Source organism: Prosthecobacter sp. (assembly GCF_044373815.1).
Classification (GTDB): Bacteria; Verrucomicrobiota; Verrucomicrobiia; order Verrucomicrobiales; family Verrucomicrobiaceae; genus Prosthecobacter.
Genome location: NZ_JBIPNG010000095.1, coordinates 1 through 16,976, shown reverse-complemented (window position 1 = coordinate 16,976; position 16,976 = coordinate 1). Strand labels below are relative to the sequence as shown.

Here is a 16,976-nt window from a genome sequence, read left to right as displayed (position 1 = left end):
GACGAGAAAGAGGTCTTTCAACTCTTCGTCATTGAAGGAGCGGATGACTTCCAGATCGCCGAGCAGGGCATCGAGCTGATGCAGATCGCGGGTGTGGCCGCGGTGGAGGCTTGCGGCGATGCGCCGTAGCTGCTCGCGGTGCTGGAGCAGGGAATGCTGGAGGTGCTTCATGCTCTAAGAATACGCTGCGAGCTGCAATGCCGTCTTGCATGGGCATGGCATGCTTGTGTAAAATACGCGCATTATGGCGGCGATTTCACCACAGGCATTTCTACGACGGGTACGCGGTGTGGAGCTGGCGCGGCTCTTTGACCTGATGCCGGACATGTCGTTTTTCATCAAGGACCGCCAGGGGCGCTTCATGGCCATGAACCGCCGTGGCTGCGACTACTGTGGGGTGAAGCATGAGAAGGATGCCATTGGCAAAACCGACGAGGACTTCTTTCCGCACAGCCGTGCCGCTGAGTACCATGCGGATGATGAGATCGTGATGCGCACGGGGACACCCATTGTGAACCGTTTGGAAAGTGCGCCGGAGGCGGAGGGCTCGCCGCGGCTGGTGATGTCGAGCAAGATCCCGCTGCGCGATGCGGAGGGAAACATCATCGGCATCGCCGGATTCTCCCGCCAGGTGGAGCAGGTGCGCAGCCGCAGCTCGGGGGAGGCGCGCTTTGCCAAAGTGATTGAGCAGATGCACCAGCATCCGGACGAAGCGCTGAGCAGCGCGGCGATGGCGCGGATGTGCGGGCTTTCGCAGAGCCAGTTTGACCGCAGCTTTCGGCGTGTCTTTGGCTCCTCGGCGCGGCAGTACCTGCTGCGCGTGCGTGTGGAGGCTGGATGCCGGCGATTGGCGGAGACGGAGGAGACTGTGGCCGCGCTGGCTGTGGAGCTGGGGTTCTTCGACCACGCGCATTTCACGCGGTGCTTTCGGCGCATCATGGGGCTGACGCCGGCGGAGTATCGGGAGCAGCGGGTGCCTAAAGGAACGAAGCGGGGGTGAGGGCGGAGGGATGGCCTCAAAGAGGCTCAAAAAGCTGAGGAAAAATTAGAACGGAAAAGGACAGGCGTTCACCGCTGACACCTTGGCTGAGGATAGCTCGCCAAGTTTTAAATACGCTCTAGGTTTTGCGAAACTCGGGGGCGCGTCTTGCATGTGTGAGTTGCTCGAAGGCATGGCCGAGGGAGAGGATGCGGGCATCGGCGTTTGCGGTGCCCATGAAGGAGAAGCCGATTGGGAGGCCGTCGACGAAACCCAGCGGCACGGTGAGGTGGGGGTAACCGGCCACGGCGGCGGGGGTGCTGGCGACGCGTGCGTCCGTGTCGCCACGCTCCAGATTGATGGGGCCGATGGGATCGTTGGTGGGGCAGATCAGGGCGTCGAGCTGGTGAGACTGCAGAGCGGCATCGATGCCTTCCGGGCCTGCGAGGCGACGGGCTTTTTCGCGTAGCTCGGCCCCTTCGGCGATGATCTCCGGGGTGCTGAGTTTTTCTGACTGCTCGAAGAACTCCTGGGCGAAGTGGGGCATTTCTGCTTCGCGGTGTTTTTCGTTGAAGGCGATGAGTTCGGCAAGGGAACGCACGTCGCCACCGCGCTGTTCGAGATAAGCGTTTAAATCCCTGCGCAGCTCGATGAGCATGGCCTGCCAGGAGAATCCACCTGCGGCGCCCGTGTTGGGCAGGCGCACCGGATCGATGATGATGGCTCCGGCTTCGCGCAATTTTTGGAGCGCGATTTCAAACAAGGCGAGTACTTGCGTATTTTTGCCGCATTGACTGCGCACCACGCCGAGGCGTGCGCCTTTGAGTGCGTCTGGTTTTAAATCGACGGTGAAGCCTGCAGCGAGCACCTGCATGAGGAGGGCGGCATCTTTGACGGTGAGGGTCATTGGGCCTGCGGTGTCCTGCCAATGGGTGATGGGGATGATGCCGCTGCCGCCGATGAGGCCGACGGTGGGCTTGAAACCGACGATGCCGCAGGCGCTGGCGGGGCTGACGATGGAGCCGTTGGTCTCCGTGCCGATGGCAGCGGGGGCGAGTCCTGCCGCGACTGCGGCGGCGGAGCCGGAGCTGGAACCGCTGGCGCTGTGGGTGAGGAGGTGCGGATTGCGGGTGAGGCCGCCACGTGCGCTCCAGCCGCTGGTGGAATTGGGCGAGCGGATGTTGGCCCATTCGCTAAGATTGGATTTGCCGAGGATGATCGCGCCTGCTTCACGCAAGCGGGTGACGAGGGCGGCATCGTGCTGCGGTTTGTGATCGCGCAGGGCCAGTGAACCGGCGGTGGTCTGCATGGCGTCTGCGGTTTCGATGTTGTCCTTGATCAGGATGGGCAGGCCGTGCAGCAGGCCGGGTGGGCACGCGGCGGCGAGGGCTTTTGCGGCTGGGTTTAACTCGATGACGGCATTGATTTGCGGACCGCTTTTGTCGATCTGCGCGATGCGTTCGAGGCAATGCTCCACCAGCAGCAGGGGCGTGGTGTGTTCCGCTTTGAGCATGGCGGAGAGTTCGTCGAGCGTCGCGTATGGCAGGGGAGCGCGGTGCTGTTTTGCGCATGATGCCGGACACAGGGCCACAGCGGCGGATTGGAGCAGTCGGCGACGGTTCATGGGGGGAAGCATGTTGCAGGCAAAGGCTGGCTTCAAGTGCGTCTCAAACGTGCAATGAGAATGAATGTTGCGAGCGTGAGGTGCGGTCGTTGACGGGTGGAAAGCAGCGTGCGTAGTTTTCCACTTTTCATGCAGGCGACAACGCGAGCAGACATGACCACGCTTGTGACCGGCAGTTTTTCCGGTGGCTTCGCGCGCAGGCGTGTGTCGACAGGTTATCGTCTAGGAATGCTGCTGGTGCTGCTTGGGCTGGTCGTCCTGCCGCTGCTGTATCTGATGCTGATCGCTGGCATGGGCTGGTTGCTGAAGTGGCATGTGCAGCATGACCTGGTGTGGATCAAAACAGTCTCGGAGTGGAGTCATTACCATGGGAAGGCGACGGCGCTGGCGGGTTTGCTGTATCTGGCTGTTGCTGTGGCCGGGGTGATCTGCCTGGTTTTCATGACGAAGCCGTTGTTTGCGCCGCTGCCGGAGCAGACGCCGACGGTGACCCTGGACCCGATTTCAGAGCCGGCGTTGTTTGCATTGATTTACCGCATTTGTGATCTGGTGGGCGCGCCGCGCCCCGTGATGGCGGAGGTGGACTCGCGGGTGAATGCGTCGGCTTCGTTCCGGCGTGGCATGGCCAGCTTTTTCGGCCACGACATGGTGCTGAGCATCGGCATGCCGCTGGTGGCGGGCATGACGGCACGCCAGCTCGCAGGAGTGCTGGCGCATGAGTTTGGTCACTTTTCGCAGGGCGGGGGCATGCGGCTGAACTATCTGGTGCGCAGCATCAATTTTTGGTTTGCCCGCGTGGTGCTGGATCGGGACCAGTGGGATGAGAGGCTGCACGCGCTGGCCGGCAGGGACGGCTTTTCCGGCTTCGTAGGGCTGTTTGCCAGTTGGATGCTTTGCCTGGGGAGAAAGGTTTTACGGATCCTCATGCAGGCCGGGGGGGCCATCAGCGGCTTTTTTTCAAGGCAGATGGAATACGACGCGGATGCCTATGGTGCGCTGGTGGCGGGCAGCAGCGAAATGGCGGGTGCACTGGTGCAACTGGAGATGCTGGGCCAGGCGGAAAAAGCCACGGTGGAAAACCTGTTCTCGAAGCTGGAGCAGGGGGAGTTGCCGGACAATTTGCCGGGGCGCATCGCCAGCTGTCAGTGGGCCATGTCGGAGTCCTTGCGGGAGAATGTGAAACGCAAGGCGCTGGCGGAAGAGTCCTCCTGGTGGGACACACATCCTGCGCTGAATGAACGAGTTGAGAAGCTCAAAGACACGGCTGCCAAGGGCGTGTGCCATCTGGACATGCCTGCGGAGGAGTTGTTTCGTGACTTTACGGGCCTGTGCAAAACGGTGTCGCTCTACTGGTATGACGTGGAGCTCGGAATGGATCTCAATAAGTTTGATCTGGTGGATACCGATGATGTGGGAAGGGTGCAGATGGATAAGCGGCAGCGCCACGCGCAGGAGGCCGAAGAGCAGAAGAACATGGACCAGGAGGTGGCTGAGTTGTTTCGCAAAGCACAGGTGCGCGAGACTGCCGTGAATGAGATGTTTGGCCATCCGCCGCCTGCTCACCGCCTGCTGCCGGTGCCGATGGGCACGCCGGAGGAATGGGCCGCGGCAGCGTCGATGGTGGAGGCATGGAAGGCGGAATACGGGCCTGCGTGTGAGCGTGAGAAGATGCAACGCGACAAGCTTTGCAAAAGGACGCTGGCCTGTCACATGCTGCACCTGGGGCATGATCTGACGAGCCTCGCAGGTCTGGGGACGGACACCCGCAGCACCGCTGCGGTGATGACGGCGCAGGCAGAATCATTGCAGGAGCACGAGATCACATCGAAACAGCTGGCCGTCTTTGAACAGGCTGGCTGGACGCGTATCACGGCTGCTTTGGCCTGGCGTTTTCAGCAGGAGGACACCCTGCCGTCGTGGCGCGAGGAGGTGAGACTGATGGTGGAGGCGCAGCGTGCGCTTGCCACTGCCATGCGGCATTTGATGGCTGTTTGTGTGGAGGCCATGCTGATGGAAAACGCCAGTGCTGTGCCGATGCAGGTGCGCCATGAATACGAGGCACGGGTGCATGCAGAATGGATCCATGGCCTGCGGGTCCTCGGGACGGCTACAGATCCCTATGCTCCGCAGTCCAGGCCCCTCTCGGAGTCGCTGGGACAGCAAGCGCCGGGCACGGCTGATGGTAGGTTCTCGATCGAGTCCTACACGCAGTTGAAAAACAATCTGTGCCAGTATGCCAACCGTGTGACGCAGGACCTTTGCCGCCTGGCCCGTGAGGTGGAGCTGACCGGAGAGGATGGACCGTGGAAGCCCGCTTTTCGGTCCCCCACTTTGTCTGCCTGGCAGTCCCCCGCCATGGCTTCGGCGGCTTGATTTGCGGGGGGGCTAAGATCCCGCGTAACGGCCCATGAACAGGATCAAGCCGGTGATGTCGTGCTGCAAAGCCCAGATGAAAGGGCGGTTGGCATTGAAGGTGACGAGCCGACGTTTGGGCTTTTCGGATTCGCCGAAAAACGGAGCTGCTGGGGCAGCTAAGACGGCGGCCGCCTCTGCACCGAGTTCATTGACCTCGATCATGGCTTCATGCGCGACGTCGCTGATGAAGTAACCTCCGCCGGGCAGTCCTTTGGAAAGGTTGGCGGTGTCTGTTTGAAAAAGACTCTTCACGCCCAGCGTGTGCCAGAGCGCCTTGAGGCTGAGCTGCGTGCTGCAACCGAATCTAGGCAGCATCAGATTGACATCGCAGTCGGTGCTCTGGTTTTGGATGGAGTTCCAATGCTCGAGTGTGAGCCCGGCTTCGATTTTCTTGCGAGAGGCTTCATTGCGCGGGAGCAGCACCAGCATGCGGACCTCGTGGTCTGTCATGGGCATCGTGATGAATTGCCACGATTCAGACTCTGCGTAGTGGGGAGACTCTGCGAACTGCATCATCATCGGGAGCATGACGGTTCCTTTTTCAGGTGTGAAAAATGCGCGCGGCTTGGTTTTTTCCAGTTCAAAGGGGCTTTTCCAGCGGCCTTTGAGGAAGAGGGTGTTTACCGCGACGACGGACTTCGCTGGGTCTGAAAAAGAGGAGGGGCCTACGATCTGGGGAATGCGGCCCCGTGTTTTTTCACGCACCCAGAGATTCACAGCCGCAGCAGAGGCGGTGGCGTTTCCGGCGGGCAGTTTTTGCAGCGAGGCTCCAAACAAGGTCTGGGAGGAGGAAAGAAAACTGGGCTCAAAGGTGGCCGGGCTGGCCGCCCAGAGTGAGTTGGTCATTTCCATGGTCAGGGAGCCGCGTCTCACCGTGTCCGCCAGAGCGGAGCGCATGGCGCTGAGATCTTCGGTCTCCTTGGCTGAGTCCCCCTTCAGGTGGGCGAGTGCTGCGAGCTCCTTGCGGCTGTCACCATCCGCTGCGGTCATCAGGAGGGAGGCCATCTGATGGGAGCTGAAAGGGGAGAAACAGAAATTTCCCTCCGTCAGCGGGCGGAAAAGCTGAAACAGCTCGAAGGCGTGCTCATTGACCGCCTGTGCCGCCTGCTTGGGCTGCGCTGCATGACTGTGGAAGGCAAGGAGCAGGCTCAGAAGGAGGGTGCGCATCATTGAATGATAATTCGGAGCGCCGGTTTGCCGCAAGAATGGAATGGCGGGGTGGAAGGGAAATCGGCCCCGGCGAAAGCACCTTTCTCACTTTTATCATTGTCACTTCAGAGCCGACATGATAAAAAACGCGTCTTCGTGAAATTTTCCGTCTTTCGTTTGGTCGCTGTTTTCCTTGTTTTTTCCGCTGCTTTGAGCGCGGAGGAACCCATGCTGCCGCAGGCTCTGGGTGCCGGTGCGTCGTTTCACGCAGACGGGCCACGTGGCTTTTTGAAGCCTTCCAAGTCGATCAAGCCCCCGGTTAGCGCCGTCTCGGCTGTCCCTGCGCCTGCCATCGTGCAGTCGCCAACGGCGGAGACTCGCCTGCGCAGGCTGGTGGTGGTTTCGGGGTCTATGACGCCTGAAGCCATCCGTGACACCATTCTCGCCTGCGGGCAGACACGCAAGCCGGTGACCACGGCTGGCGGTGTGAATGCGCCTGCGCCCATGCTGTCTGATCTGGCCGGGTTGTTTGGCTCGACGGTGACCGAGGACACGCAGAAGAAAGTTTTGGAAACTGTGCGCAAAGGCATGGGCTCGTCCGTCAAGCCGCTCCAGAGGGTGGAAGTGGTCGGCTGGCTGCCCAGTGAAGGCGTCATGGCCGTGGCGGTGTATCCGGAAAGCTGAGGGTGCTTTCCATGAATAGTGCCCCGGTCGAGAAGCCTGCTGCGGTAACGGCAGCTGACATAGTTTTCGCACCTGACCCGATCAAGCCAGTCATTCCACGTGTCCTGCTGGCAGAGGAAAGCCTGCCCTACCGGCGTGTGATTCGCGAGGCGCTGATGGCTTTCCGCATCTGCGAGGTGGATGATGCACCCAGCGGAGAGCGTGCCTTTGAGCTGGCGCTGCAGCGTGAGTATTCTCTTTTTTTGTTTTCTCTGCCGCTGCCTGACATGACGGGCGACATGCTCGACCGCCTGCTGAGCAAGGCCTACCCGATGGTGCATGCCGGTGCGCATGCCGCGCCGCCGGTGATTTTCCTCATTCAGCCCGGCGATGCGCTGCGGTTTCAGGAATTGCAGCGTGATGTGCGCGTGCGTGGCAGCATGCCGCTGCCGCCGAAGCTTGATGTGCTCCTGGCGGTGACGGCATCCTTGCTGCCAGAGCGCCAAGGATTTACCTTCCCACCTTTTCCACCCCCTCATGTTCCCTGATCCTCAGCGTCGCAGTGTCAAAATTTGTGGCATCACCCAGCCCCAGCAGGCTGCGGTGATTTTTGCACTGGGAGCGGATGCCGTGGGCATCAATCTCTGGCCCAAGTCGAAACGCCACATGCCGCTGGAGGTCGCTGTGAATTCACTGCAGAATGTGGCGGCAAAGAATGCGCTGGTGGCCGTGCTGGTGAATCCGGATGCAGCGCTGCTGGATGCGGCGATCTCCAGCCAGTTGTTTCAAGCATTGCAGCTCCACGGTGATGAAACACCGGCGGATGTGGAGCGACTGATGAAGCGCGGTGTGAACGTCATCAAGGCGCTGCAGGTGCGCGATGCGGCGTCACTGGCCCAGATCGGCGAGTTTCCGTGTGAGTCGATCTTGCTCGATGCCTACAATCCCGGCACCTACGGCGGTGGCGGGCATGCTTTTCCTTGGGAACTCGCTGTGCGTGCCAAGGAAATGTTTCCAACCAAGCAGTTCCTTCTCTCCGGGGGGCTGACCCCTGACAACGTGCGTCAGGCGGTGGAGCAGACACTGCCTCTAGCTGTGGATGTGGCCAGTGGCGTGGAGTCGCTGCCGGGCAGCAAGGATCTGCTGCAAGTGGCGCGGTTTATTTCTGAAGCGCGGGATGGATGGGCGGCTGGAAGTGTCCAGGAACTCACGAAAACGGAAGAAGAGGGATAAGGCTGCCGAAGGATGGGGCAGGGGGGGTGACGGGCGCGAAACAGAGCGCTTGTGCAGCCTTCGCCATTCGTCATGCTACAAGCGTCATCCTCATCTTATGCAGCCCGATCCTTTCCGCCTTCGCCTTTCCGCCCTCATGGGCTTCCTTGCAATCGCTCTGGGGGCTTCGGGCGCCCATGGGCCCGTGCATGACAAACTCGTGGCTGCTGGTGAACTCGCCCACTGGGAGACTGCAGTTCAGTATCAGCTGCCGCATGCCGTTGTGCTGCTGCTGCTCACGCTGCTGGCCAGCAGCAAGCCGATCATGGTCTGGGCCTGGCGTCTTTTTTTCGTGGGCATCCTGCTGTTCAGCGGCTCGCTTTACGTGCTTGCCTACACCGGTACAAAATGGCTGGGAGCCGTCACTCCACTGGGCGGATTGAGCTTCATGGCCGCCTGGCTTTTGATCGCGATGTCGGCGAAAGGAAAATAAGTGATGAAGTAATCTGCACGACACGCGAAAAACACGTTGCGTCATGATTGGAGCTTGCTCCTATACCGGCCCTTCAAGTCAGAGGCTCGGTAGCTCAGTCGGTAGAGCAGGGGATTGAAAATCCCCGTGTCGGCGGTTCGATTCCGTCCCGAGCCACCTCTTGATTTGAAGAGGTGGTAGCGCTGAGTGCGCCTAGTTTCTTCAAGTTTAACATACGTGAACTACGGTGCGATTGCCGTAACGATCCAAGGGTGATCAGACCAGCCGCGCCTATTCGCCCGTGTCTTTTTTCACGGCATCATCCAAGATGCCAAGACACCAACGGTGAGTGTCAATTCCCGTTGGAGTGGTGGGGGCCAGGGCCAAATGACCCCTGTTTGGCCCTCGTGGCCCTGGCCCCAGATCATCAACAGTATCGAACGGGAGCCTCAATCCAGGAGCTTCTCGCCGCCGGTGTATTTTTTCACGACGTCAGGATCGAGTTCGAGGCCGAGGCCGGGGGTGGTGGGGATGGCGAGCATGCCGTCTGCATCGAGGTTCCAGCCGCCGAGGGTGATTTCGTCAATGAAGGGGGAGCCGGTGAGGTATTCCACGAGATCGGTGCCGGGGAAGGCGGAGGCGAGATGGAGATCTGCGGCGAGGCCGACGGCGGTGTTCCAGCCGTGCGGGATGAACTGCACGCCGTGCTCCTGCGCCATCCAGGCGATGCGGCGCTCTTCGCTGATGCCGCCGACTTTAGTGACATCGGGCTGGATGATGTCGAAGGCGCGGGCTTCGAGGAAGGACTGGAAGGCCTGGCGGCGTGTGAGGACTTCGCCGCCGCTGATCTGAACGGGGGAGTGCTCGCGGAGTTTGGCGAAGTCTTCGAGTGAGTCGGGCGTGAGGGCTTCTTCAAACCAGTGCACGTCGTAATCGGCGAGCATCTTGGCGGTGTTGAGGGCCCACTTGTAGCCGTTGGTCCAATGGGCGTCGCTGCCACCGGCATCGACCATGAGCTTGTTGTCCGGCCCCACGGCTTCACGTGCGGCTTTGACGATGGCTTCGTCCGTGGCGGCATTGCGCCGGCCAAAGGGACCCCAGCCGATTTTGAAGGCGCGGAAGCCCTGGGCTTTTACTTTGAGAAGATGATCACGCAGCTTGGCGGGCTCGTCCATGAGCAGCGAGGCATAGGGCTGCACGCGCTCGCGATAGCGACCGCCGAGAAGACGGCCGACGGGCTGACCCGTGGCTTTGCCGAGGAGATCCCACAGGGCGATGTCGATGCCGCTGATGGTGTGGGTGATGGAGCCGCCGCGACCGAGCCAGAACATGTTTTGATGCAGCTTCTCGCTGACGCGCTCGGGCTCGAGGGCGTTCTCGCCGCGATAGAGAGGCTCCAGCACAGCAAGTGCGGAACGCACGAGCGCATCATTCGTGAAGACACTGCCGAGGCCGACGGCACCTTCATCCGTGTGAACGGCGATGAGGGTGTGGACGCAGTCTTCGGGGCGGAGTTCGTTGCTCCAGCCGCCTTCGGGGGTGGCTCCGCGCAAACCTGCGCAGCGGATTTCTCGGATTTTCATGGGTGACGTTGGAAGAGCTTGGCTTGAGGTTGAAAGGAGACTTCAGTATCGAGAGGGAAGATGGGGTGGGCGCAGCGGGTGTGGCCGAGGCTGCGGAGATTGGCGCTGGTGGAGCCGGGCGCATCGACATCGATGTAGAGTGCGGCCCAGTCTTTGAACATGTGGCGCTCGCATTGCGGGGACTTCACCACGACGGCGCCGAAGTGCTGCGGATCGCAGCCGTGCGCAAGGAAGAGTGCGCGGTCATAGAGGCTCACAGCGCGAGTGGTGACGATGAGGGTGATGTTGCCGGTCTGAATCACGGCGGTAGGGCCGGCCTGCCAGAGTTCGCGGGTGGTCTCGCTGTGAAACCAACCGTCTGAGAGCATGCGCACGTGTCCTTCGATTTGAAGCGGTGTGAAGCGTCCGGCATCGAGAGCGCCGCCGACGGTGGTTTCGACTTCATGGCCCACACCGGCGCGGAAAGCTGCGTCCACTGCAGCGGGATCGACGATGGGGATCAAGGCGGTGCCTGCATAGCCTGCGTCGAGCAGGGCGCGCAGGATCGAATTGCTGTCACCGGAGGCACCGGAGCTCGTGGCATCTGCTGCGTCCACAAGGACCACGGTGCCGGAGATATTTTCCTTCGTCTGACGCGCGGCGTCCGCGAGGCTGGTGAGGGGGACCTGCATCTTTTCATGATGCTCCCAGAACATACCAGCGATGCGCAGGGCTTCGCGTTCGGCGAGGGCGGGATCGTTGTCCGTTACGACCAGGCTGTTCGAGGCGAGGGCAGGCACATCGGTGAAAGGATTGCCCCACATCATCGCGGCTGAGAGTCCGCCTGGGCTTTGCTCGACCTGCATCGCGGTATTCACTGCGTGACGAATGGAGCCGGAGGCGGTGATGAGTTCATCGCCACGCACGAGGGCGGGTACACGCACCTTGGCCGTGACGGGTTTCACCTCGCCAGAGACAATGCGCAGCAGCAGGCGCGCGGAACGCTCGCCGGTGCTGAAGAAATCGACATGGGGGTAGGTGTGAAAGGCCACGGCGGCATCGCTCTGCTCAAGCATGAGGTCGGTGAGGATGCCGTGGAGATCGAGCGAGATGACGATGGGCACCTGCTCGCCGACGACCTTGCGCGTCTGCTGCAGCAGCCAGCCTTCGGGGTCATTCAGGCTCTGCGTCGCCATCGCGCCATGGAGGGAAAAGTAAATGCCATCCACGGGCGGCGCTGACTTGATGCTGGAGAGCAGTTCGTCCGCGATGCGCTCAAACGCCGCATCCGAGAGCGTGCCGCCGGAGGTGATGAAATGGGCGCTGCAGGTGGGAACGAGCTCCACGCCGGGCGTCGCATCGAACACGCTCAAGGCTCCGCCGACTTCACTGCGGACCTGGCGGTGGTAGTCGAGAATGGACTGGCCGTGACGGAGCGTGAAGTCGTCGTATCCGCTCAAGAAGGGATTGAAGGTGGAGACTTCCTGTTTGCATTCAGCGATGAGAATTCGGGGCATGAGAAAGGTATTCTACGGTGCAACAAGGCGAGCCTTCCGCCATTCCTCATCAAAGTATCCGGCGCGGATGGTTTTCTCCGCTGCGCCCACCTGAATCACCGCCCAGTCGCCGAGACGTGGGAAGAGCAGGTAGTTGAAGGCGGAGAACTCCTTCTCGTGAAAAGTGTGGCCGCTGTTGATGACGAGGTAGCGGTTTTTGGCGAGCGGACTGACGGTGATGAAGGCCGGTGAATGATCTTGGGCGGACTGCGCTTCTGCGCCAAGCCGAAGCTCCTCGCGTGTCCATGTGAGCGGGAGCTGCGGCAGTGCTTTGGCGATCCACGAATTGCTGCCGGGATCGCCGAAGAGGATGAGGTGTTTGTCGCGCACGTCGTCCTCGGTGACTTCGATGTCGTCCTTCACAGGAAGTGGGCCGCGCATGTAGCGGGCCCATTCGTATTCGAAGCGCTGCAATTCGGCGGCGGCCCAAGTGTTGACTGCGGGGGTCCAGGGTTTGCCGGTGCCGCGTACGCAGAGGAAGGGCGTGGCGAAGGCGTCGTCGATGGGGCCTTGAAGGCCGGGTTGCTTGCCGGTGAGCTTGATCTCTTTGCGCGGGCCATCGCAGCGCCAGGAGTCACCGGTTTTAGTGAAGACGAGGGCGTCAGCGGCTGCGTGCGGTGGCAGGGCGATGTCCGCACCGGCAATGCGGAGCTTGTTAATGGGACGATGAATGGCGAAGCGCGTGATGTTGCGGACATCGCTGACTTCGATGTCGTCGGCGGTTACGCGGGCACGGAACTCGGCGCGCTCGTAGTGCCTGCCGAGACTGAGGAGTTCGAGCCAGTGGCAGCGGTTGTATTTGAGCGTCCAAGTGACGAAGCGAAGCTGCGGCGGATCATGATCGAGCCCCTTTGCTGCGTATTCACCGATGCGGCGCATTTGCTCGGCATGTGTCTTGGGATCGATGACGTGACCTGTGCCCTGTGAGATGAGATTCGTGAATGGAACGCCCTCTTTGGCGAAGGCCTGGCCCATGATGACGTGCGCCTGGAAGAAGGTGTCCTTGTCGCCGATGCAGGCAATCTCCGGCACCATGGTGGCGTTTGCGGCGTAGTCCACGGAGTCGAGCATGTGCAGGCCGATCTCCTGATGCGGCGGCAGCGGGCCGACCTTGATGAAGCCGGGGATGGGCGTCTCCGAAAAGCGATGCGTGTCCACGTAACCGCAATAGGGACCGATGGCGACGAAGCGGTCCGGGTGCTTCAAGCCAAGGTGCCAGGTGCCTGAAGCGCCCATCGACATGCCGCGCAGCACGATGCGATTGCGATCAATCTTGTAGTTCCGGCAGACGGCCTCGATGGCTTCAAACACATCTGTCTCACCGGCCCAGCGGTAGCAGTTTTCCACTCGGCCAAGCGGATGCAGCTCGATGTAGTCCACGTCGGGTGCATTGCCTTTCTCTTCGTCGCCTTCATCGAAACGGCTGATGAACTTCAGTTCGCTCATGCCGGCCGGTTTGGAACTGCCGTGCAGCACCACATCGAGCCGCATGGGTTTGGAGCCGTCGTAGCTCTTGGGGATGATCACGCCGTAGGGCTGGATCGAGCCATCGATGGCGGAGACGTAGCTGCGAATGACTTTGCCGTGCTTGGTGGTCCATGGAGCGGTCGCAGAGACGGCACGTTCGGTGTTCCGCTGGACGGCGCGTTCGATGAGCCGGATGTCGGAGGGTGAAAAGGCGGTGTCAAAGGACAGCGCGTTGCCCACGCCTGCGGAGAAAAGGCCCATGTCTGCGTTCAAACGCTCCCGCTCATTGTTGGAGCGTTTGATCACCGGAGAGGTGGACAATCGCGCCACCCACGTAGCTTTCTGCTCAAACGTCAGTGAGCCTGCCTCACGGAGCACGAACTCCATCGCGGCGACGGTGTCCTCGTAAGTCGTCGAGTGTCCGCCCGCTTCGCGGTGGATGCTCAGGACCTTGCGTTTGGATTGCTTTAACTTCTCGGCAAGTCGCAGCACGCTCTGCGGTGGCACCACGTCATCCTTGCCGCCTGTGGTGAAGGCCACAGGCATGGTGAACTTCTCCGGCGAGAGCTCGGCGCTTCGCTTCTGGTATTCGTCAGGCTTCTCAGTCCTGGATCCGCCATACGAAGCTGTGCGTGCGTCCTGAAACTTGTCATACTCCATCAGATTCGCTATGCCGTTCAGGCTGCACACACCTGCGACCAACTCAGGATGCAGAGCGGCAAAGGTCAGTGCCGCCGTGCCGCCCATGGAACCACCCGCGATGAAGACGCGGTTCACATGATGGCGCGTTTTTAATTCGGAAATGATCTGCACCGCATCGGCCTCGGCAGCGGGGCCCATCCACGAGGTTTTGGCGCGGTAGTCGGGCGAGACGAAGATCAGGCCAAACGTTTTGGCCGCATCGCGCAGTCCTTTGCATTCGCCGCGCGAGTCCTTGATGAACTGCCAGCGGTCGGAGCCGTGACCGTGAAAAGCGATCAGCACATCATGCGCCATCATGGGCTCAAAGGATTCTGGCAGAAGCTCCACGTAACGCTGCTCGGTGCCATCAAGCGTGGATTTGAAGGCGATGTCCTGAGGCTCGGCAGCACGAGAGTGGCCGAGAAGGAGGGCGATGCAGAGAAGTGCTTTCAATTGCGTGCTCATGGCTGTTTGCGAGGAATCACAGGCAGCACGATATGCGAGGCCTGGCCGGTACTGTGCATCACCCGTTGCGTGGCGACGACGCTGGTAGTTTCGAGGCCGATATTGTCCGCGCCCGTGTTGAGGTTGCGGAGGTAGTAGGGAAAGAAGCTGCTGGAGATCTCGACGCGGATGCGGTGGCCTTTGAGGAAGGCGTTCGAAGTCGCCCGCCAGAACTCGATGGTGTATTCGTGGACTTGATCGGGTGTGATGAGGCTGAGCTTTGCCGGATTGAACGAGCCGTTGTGGTCGGGGTCGCGATGGCGGGCGCGCATGACGCCTTCGCATAGCATGGCGGAGAAGCCGTCGGGCTGCACATCGATGAGGCGGACCATCCAGTCGGTGTCGCGGGCGGAAGTGGCGGCGTAGAGCTTGGCGGTGATGGGGCCGGTGACTTCGACTTCTTCCTCCAGCGGTGGTGTGGTATAAACTAGCACGTCGGGGCCGGCGGATGACTTGCGCGTGTCGGCGGCGCCGTCTTCCAGATGCCCGCCGGTGAAGGGCGAGCGCGTGGGTTTGGCGGGATCGTAGACATAGGAGTCGGACGCGGCGTCTCCCTCTGCGGGCGGGGAGGTGCCCAGCAGGCCGTCGCCGCTGATGGAGTTCGCGTGGCCGCCGCTGCGGAGGTAATACTTGGTCCAGCGTGTCTGAGGGAGAGGCCAGTCTTGCTCAGCGGACCATTGGTTGCGGCCCATGACAAAGACATGCACCGGCGCGTCGTTCATCACGTTGTTGTCGATGCCTTTGAGCCAGTGATCAAACCAGCGGCACACATAGCCATCCCAGTCGATGACCGCCTGCTCACCGTAGTCGAAGGCGCCGAGCTTGCGGCTGGAATTGATGATGTGCTGCCAGGGGCCGATGACCATGCGTGGGTGGCGTGACTCAGGGGTCGCGCCATGCTGCTTCATGGCGAGGTAGTTCATCGGCGCGCCGGGGAAGTCGGCGTCAAACCAGCCCGTGGCCGCGAGTGATGGCACTGTGACTTTCGCATACTCTTCCGGCTTTTGATAGGCGATGCCCTGCCAGTAGGGATCCGATGACGTGTTTCCCCGGATCCATTTCTCAAACCATGGCGCATCGAGGGCACCGCGCAGTTCATTCAGCTTCAGGTAGGGCAGCTGCATGTAGTCCGTGAGGCGGCGCTCTTCGGAAGCAAAGCCGCCATACGGCCCCGGGCCCATGGTCTGCCCGACACGCCCCGCATTGGCACCGCCCCAGTCGAGCATCCAGGAAACCAGCACGCCGTTTTGATACGGCGCGTTCAACATGGCATCCGGCGGCGCGACCTCCGGCACGATGGCTTTCAGGGAAGGCGGAGTCTGCGTGGCCGTCCACCACTGGGCCCAGCCCATGAAGGACAGGCCCATCATGCCGACCTTGCCATCGCACCACGGACGCGAGGCGAGCCACTCGACCAGATCATAGCCATCGGTTTTGTGCTTCGGATCAAACGGGTCCCAGGTGCCTTCGGAATCAAAGCGTCCGCGCGAATCCGCCACGGCGACGATGTAGCCACGTTTCGCAAACCATGCGGCGCGTTTCTGAAAGCCGGGATTGTTGCTGTATGGCGTGATGATGAGGATCGCGGGGAAGCGGCCTTCAGCTTTCGGCTGCGCGACATCCACTGACAGCTTCACGCCATCGCGCATAGCGGCCTTGTGGCCGCGGGTGGCTTTGACCTCGAACTTCTCGGCGGAGTATTGGCCGGGATTGGGAGCTTCCGCATGCAGAGCGGCGTACGACGTCAGAAGCGTGAGGGTAAAGATGAGGAGCGACTTCATGAGGTTCAAAGGGCTGACTGCATCAGCTGTGTTTCGATGTCCATACCGACGCGCTCGCTCCAGGCAGACTGCATGGTATTGAACCAGAGGCCGGGTTTGCCGGTGCCGATGGGGATGTTGTTGATCTTGGTGCAGGGGGCGAGGCAGTAGGGCGTGGTGGTGAGCCAGGCTTCATCGGCATTGATCACATCGTAGGGCTGGAAGTCTTTTTCGATGAACTGCATGCCGATGCCTGCCGCGAGCTCCTTCACCGTCTGCAGGCTGACACCCCAGAGGATGTTCCGCGTGGTGGGCGTGATGATGGTGCTGTCTTTGATGATGACGAAGTTGGAGCCGGCGCATTCGGTGACGTTGCCATCGAGATCGAGCAGCAGCGTGATGGCGCGCGGATCGACGGCCTGGGACTGCTTGTCGGCGAGGAACCAGTGCAGGCGGCTGCGGTTCTTCATCTTGGGCTCGACACATTGCGGCGGGATGTGACGGATGGAGGGCGTGACGACGTGCGCGCCTTCGACGAAGAGATGCCGCCACATGCTGAGGCGCAGGGGGAAGGAGTGAATGCAGATCGTCGGCGTCATGGGACCTGCAGCGCCTGCGGAGCCGGCATAGAGCGCGTTTTCTCCAGGTGTGACGAAATGGACGATGCCGAGATCCTCGTCCGGCCGCAGCAGCTTGCAGTTCGTTTCGGCAAGCTCGTTCGTTTTTGTCAGCATCTCCTCTGGTGAGAGGGGCAGCGTGATGCCGGCATATTTCAACGAGCGGTAGAGGCGTGCGACATGATCCACGGCGCGATAGGGCTTATGCCGGAAGGTGCGGGTCATTTCCGTGAGAGTCGCGCCGAGGACGATGCCGAGATCATAGATGTTCAGCTTGGCCTGGGAGGCTGGCAGGAAGCCGGTGTTCAGATAGAC

Annotated in this window: 13 protein-coding genes and 1 tRNA gene; 7 read left to right on the top strand and 7 right to left on the bottom strand. The window is 61.2% G+C overall.

Translation table 11 applies throughout. The annotated features are described in order from the left end of the window. The first annotated feature begins 244 nt into the window (after positions 1-244). The gene (locus ACIREA_RS10505; protein ID WP_397382223.1) at positions 245-1,000 is read left to right on the top strand and encodes a helix-turn-helix domain-containing protein; all 756 of its coding nucleotides are present in this window, start codon (positions 245-247) and stop codon (positions 998-1,000) included. Between the two features lie 118 nt (positions 1,001-1,118). Here ACIREA_RS10505 and ACIREA_RS10500 read toward each other — a convergent pair whose 3' ends face one another. Then, the gene (locus ACIREA_RS10500; protein WP_397382222.1) at positions 1,119-2,603 is read right to left on the bottom strand and encodes an amidase; all 1,485 of its coding nucleotides are present in this window, start codon (positions 2,601-2,603) and stop codon (positions 1,119-1,121) included. A 153-nt stretch (positions 2,604-2,756) separates the two neighbouring features. Between ACIREA_RS10500 and ACIREA_RS10495 the strand changes: the two genes are divergently transcribed. Further along, entirely contained in the window at positions 2,757-4,976 is a 2,220-nt protein-coding gene (locus ACIREA_RS10495; protein ID WP_397382221.1) for a M48 family metallopeptidase, read from the top strand. Positions 4,977-4,988: 12 nt separating this feature from the next. Here ACIREA_RS10495 and ACIREA_RS10490 read toward each other — a convergent pair whose 3' ends face one another. Further along, positions 4,989-6,188 carry a serpin family protein gene (locus ACIREA_RS10490; protein WP_397382220.1) on the bottom strand — a complete coding sequence of 400 codons (1,200 nt, stop codon included), beginning with the start codon at positions 6,186-6,188 and terminating at the stop codon, positions 4,989-4,991. Positions 6,189-6,323: 135 nt separating this feature from the next. Between ACIREA_RS10490 and ACIREA_RS10485 the strand changes: the two genes are divergently transcribed. The 5 genes from ACIREA_RS10485 (at position 6,324) to ACIREA_RS10465 (ending at position 8,691) form a co-directional block, all read left to right on the top strand. Next, on the top strand, positions 6,324-6,851 hold the full coding sequence (locus tag ACIREA_RS10485) for a hypothetical protein (protein WP_397382219.1): 528 nt from the start codon (positions 6,324-6,326) through the stop codon (positions 6,849-6,851). A gap of 11 nt (positions 6,852-6,862) precedes the next feature. Beyond that, complete coding sequence (locus ACIREA_RS10480) at positions 6,863-7,378, top strand: hypothetical protein (RefSeq protein ID WP_397382218.1); 516 nt, start codon at positions 6,863-6,865, stop codon at positions 7,376-7,378. Next, positions 7,368-8,063, top strand: a complete 696-nt coding sequence (locus ACIREA_RS10475) for an N-(5'-phosphoribosyl)anthranilate isomerase (protein ID WP_397382217.1) — start codon at positions 7,368-7,370, stop codon at positions 8,061-8,063. Before ACIREA_RS10480 ends, ACIREA_RS10475 begins: the two co-directional genes overlap by 11 nt. A 97-nt stretch (positions 8,064-8,160) precedes the next feature. Beyond that, a complete protein-coding gene (locus tag ACIREA_RS10470) occupies positions 8,161-8,535 on the top strand; it encodes a DUF423 domain-containing protein (protein WP_397382216.1) in 375 nt (124 codons plus the stop codon). An 83-nt stretch (positions 8,536-8,618) separates the two neighbouring features. Next, positions 8,619-8,691 (top strand) — tRNA-Phe (locus ACIREA_RS10465). Positions 8,692-8,963: 272 nt separating this feature from the next. Here the strand turns inward: ACIREA_RS10465 and ACIREA_RS10460 are convergent. The 5 genes from ACIREA_RS10460 to ACIREA_RS10440 form a co-directional block, all read right to left on the bottom strand. After that, positions 8,964-10,097: a mandelate racemase/muconate lactonizing enzyme family protein gene (locus ACIREA_RS10460; RefSeq protein WP_397382215.1), complete on the bottom strand. Its 1,134-nt coding sequence runs from the start codon at positions 10,095-10,097 to the stop codon at positions 8,964-8,966. Further along, entirely contained in the window at positions 10,094-11,593 is a 1,500-nt protein-coding gene (locus ACIREA_RS10455; protein WP_397382214.1) for a M81 family metallopeptidase, read from the bottom strand. The genes ACIREA_RS10460 and ACIREA_RS10455 overlap by 4 nt, the downstream gene beginning before the upstream one ends. Positions 11,594-11,605: 12 nt before the next feature. Further along, positions 11,606-14,245 carry a prolyl oligopeptidase family serine peptidase gene (locus ACIREA_RS10450; RefSeq protein WP_397382213.1) on the bottom strand — a complete coding sequence of 880 codons (2,640 nt, stop codon included), beginning with the start codon at positions 14,243-14,245 and terminating at the stop codon, positions 11,606-11,608. Further along, positions 14,242-16,065: a CocE/NonD family hydrolase gene (locus ACIREA_RS10445; RefSeq protein WP_397382212.1), complete on the bottom strand. Its 1,824-nt coding sequence runs from the start codon at positions 16,063-16,065 to the stop codon at positions 14,242-14,244. The genes ACIREA_RS10450 and ACIREA_RS10445 overlap by 4 nt, the downstream gene beginning before the upstream one ends. A gap of 5 nt (positions 16,066-16,070) precedes the next feature. Continuing rightward, positions 16,071-16,976: aminotransferase class IV (locus tag ACIREA_RS10440; protein ID WP_397382211.1), on the bottom strand; the 906-nt coding region annotated here is incomplete at its 5' end.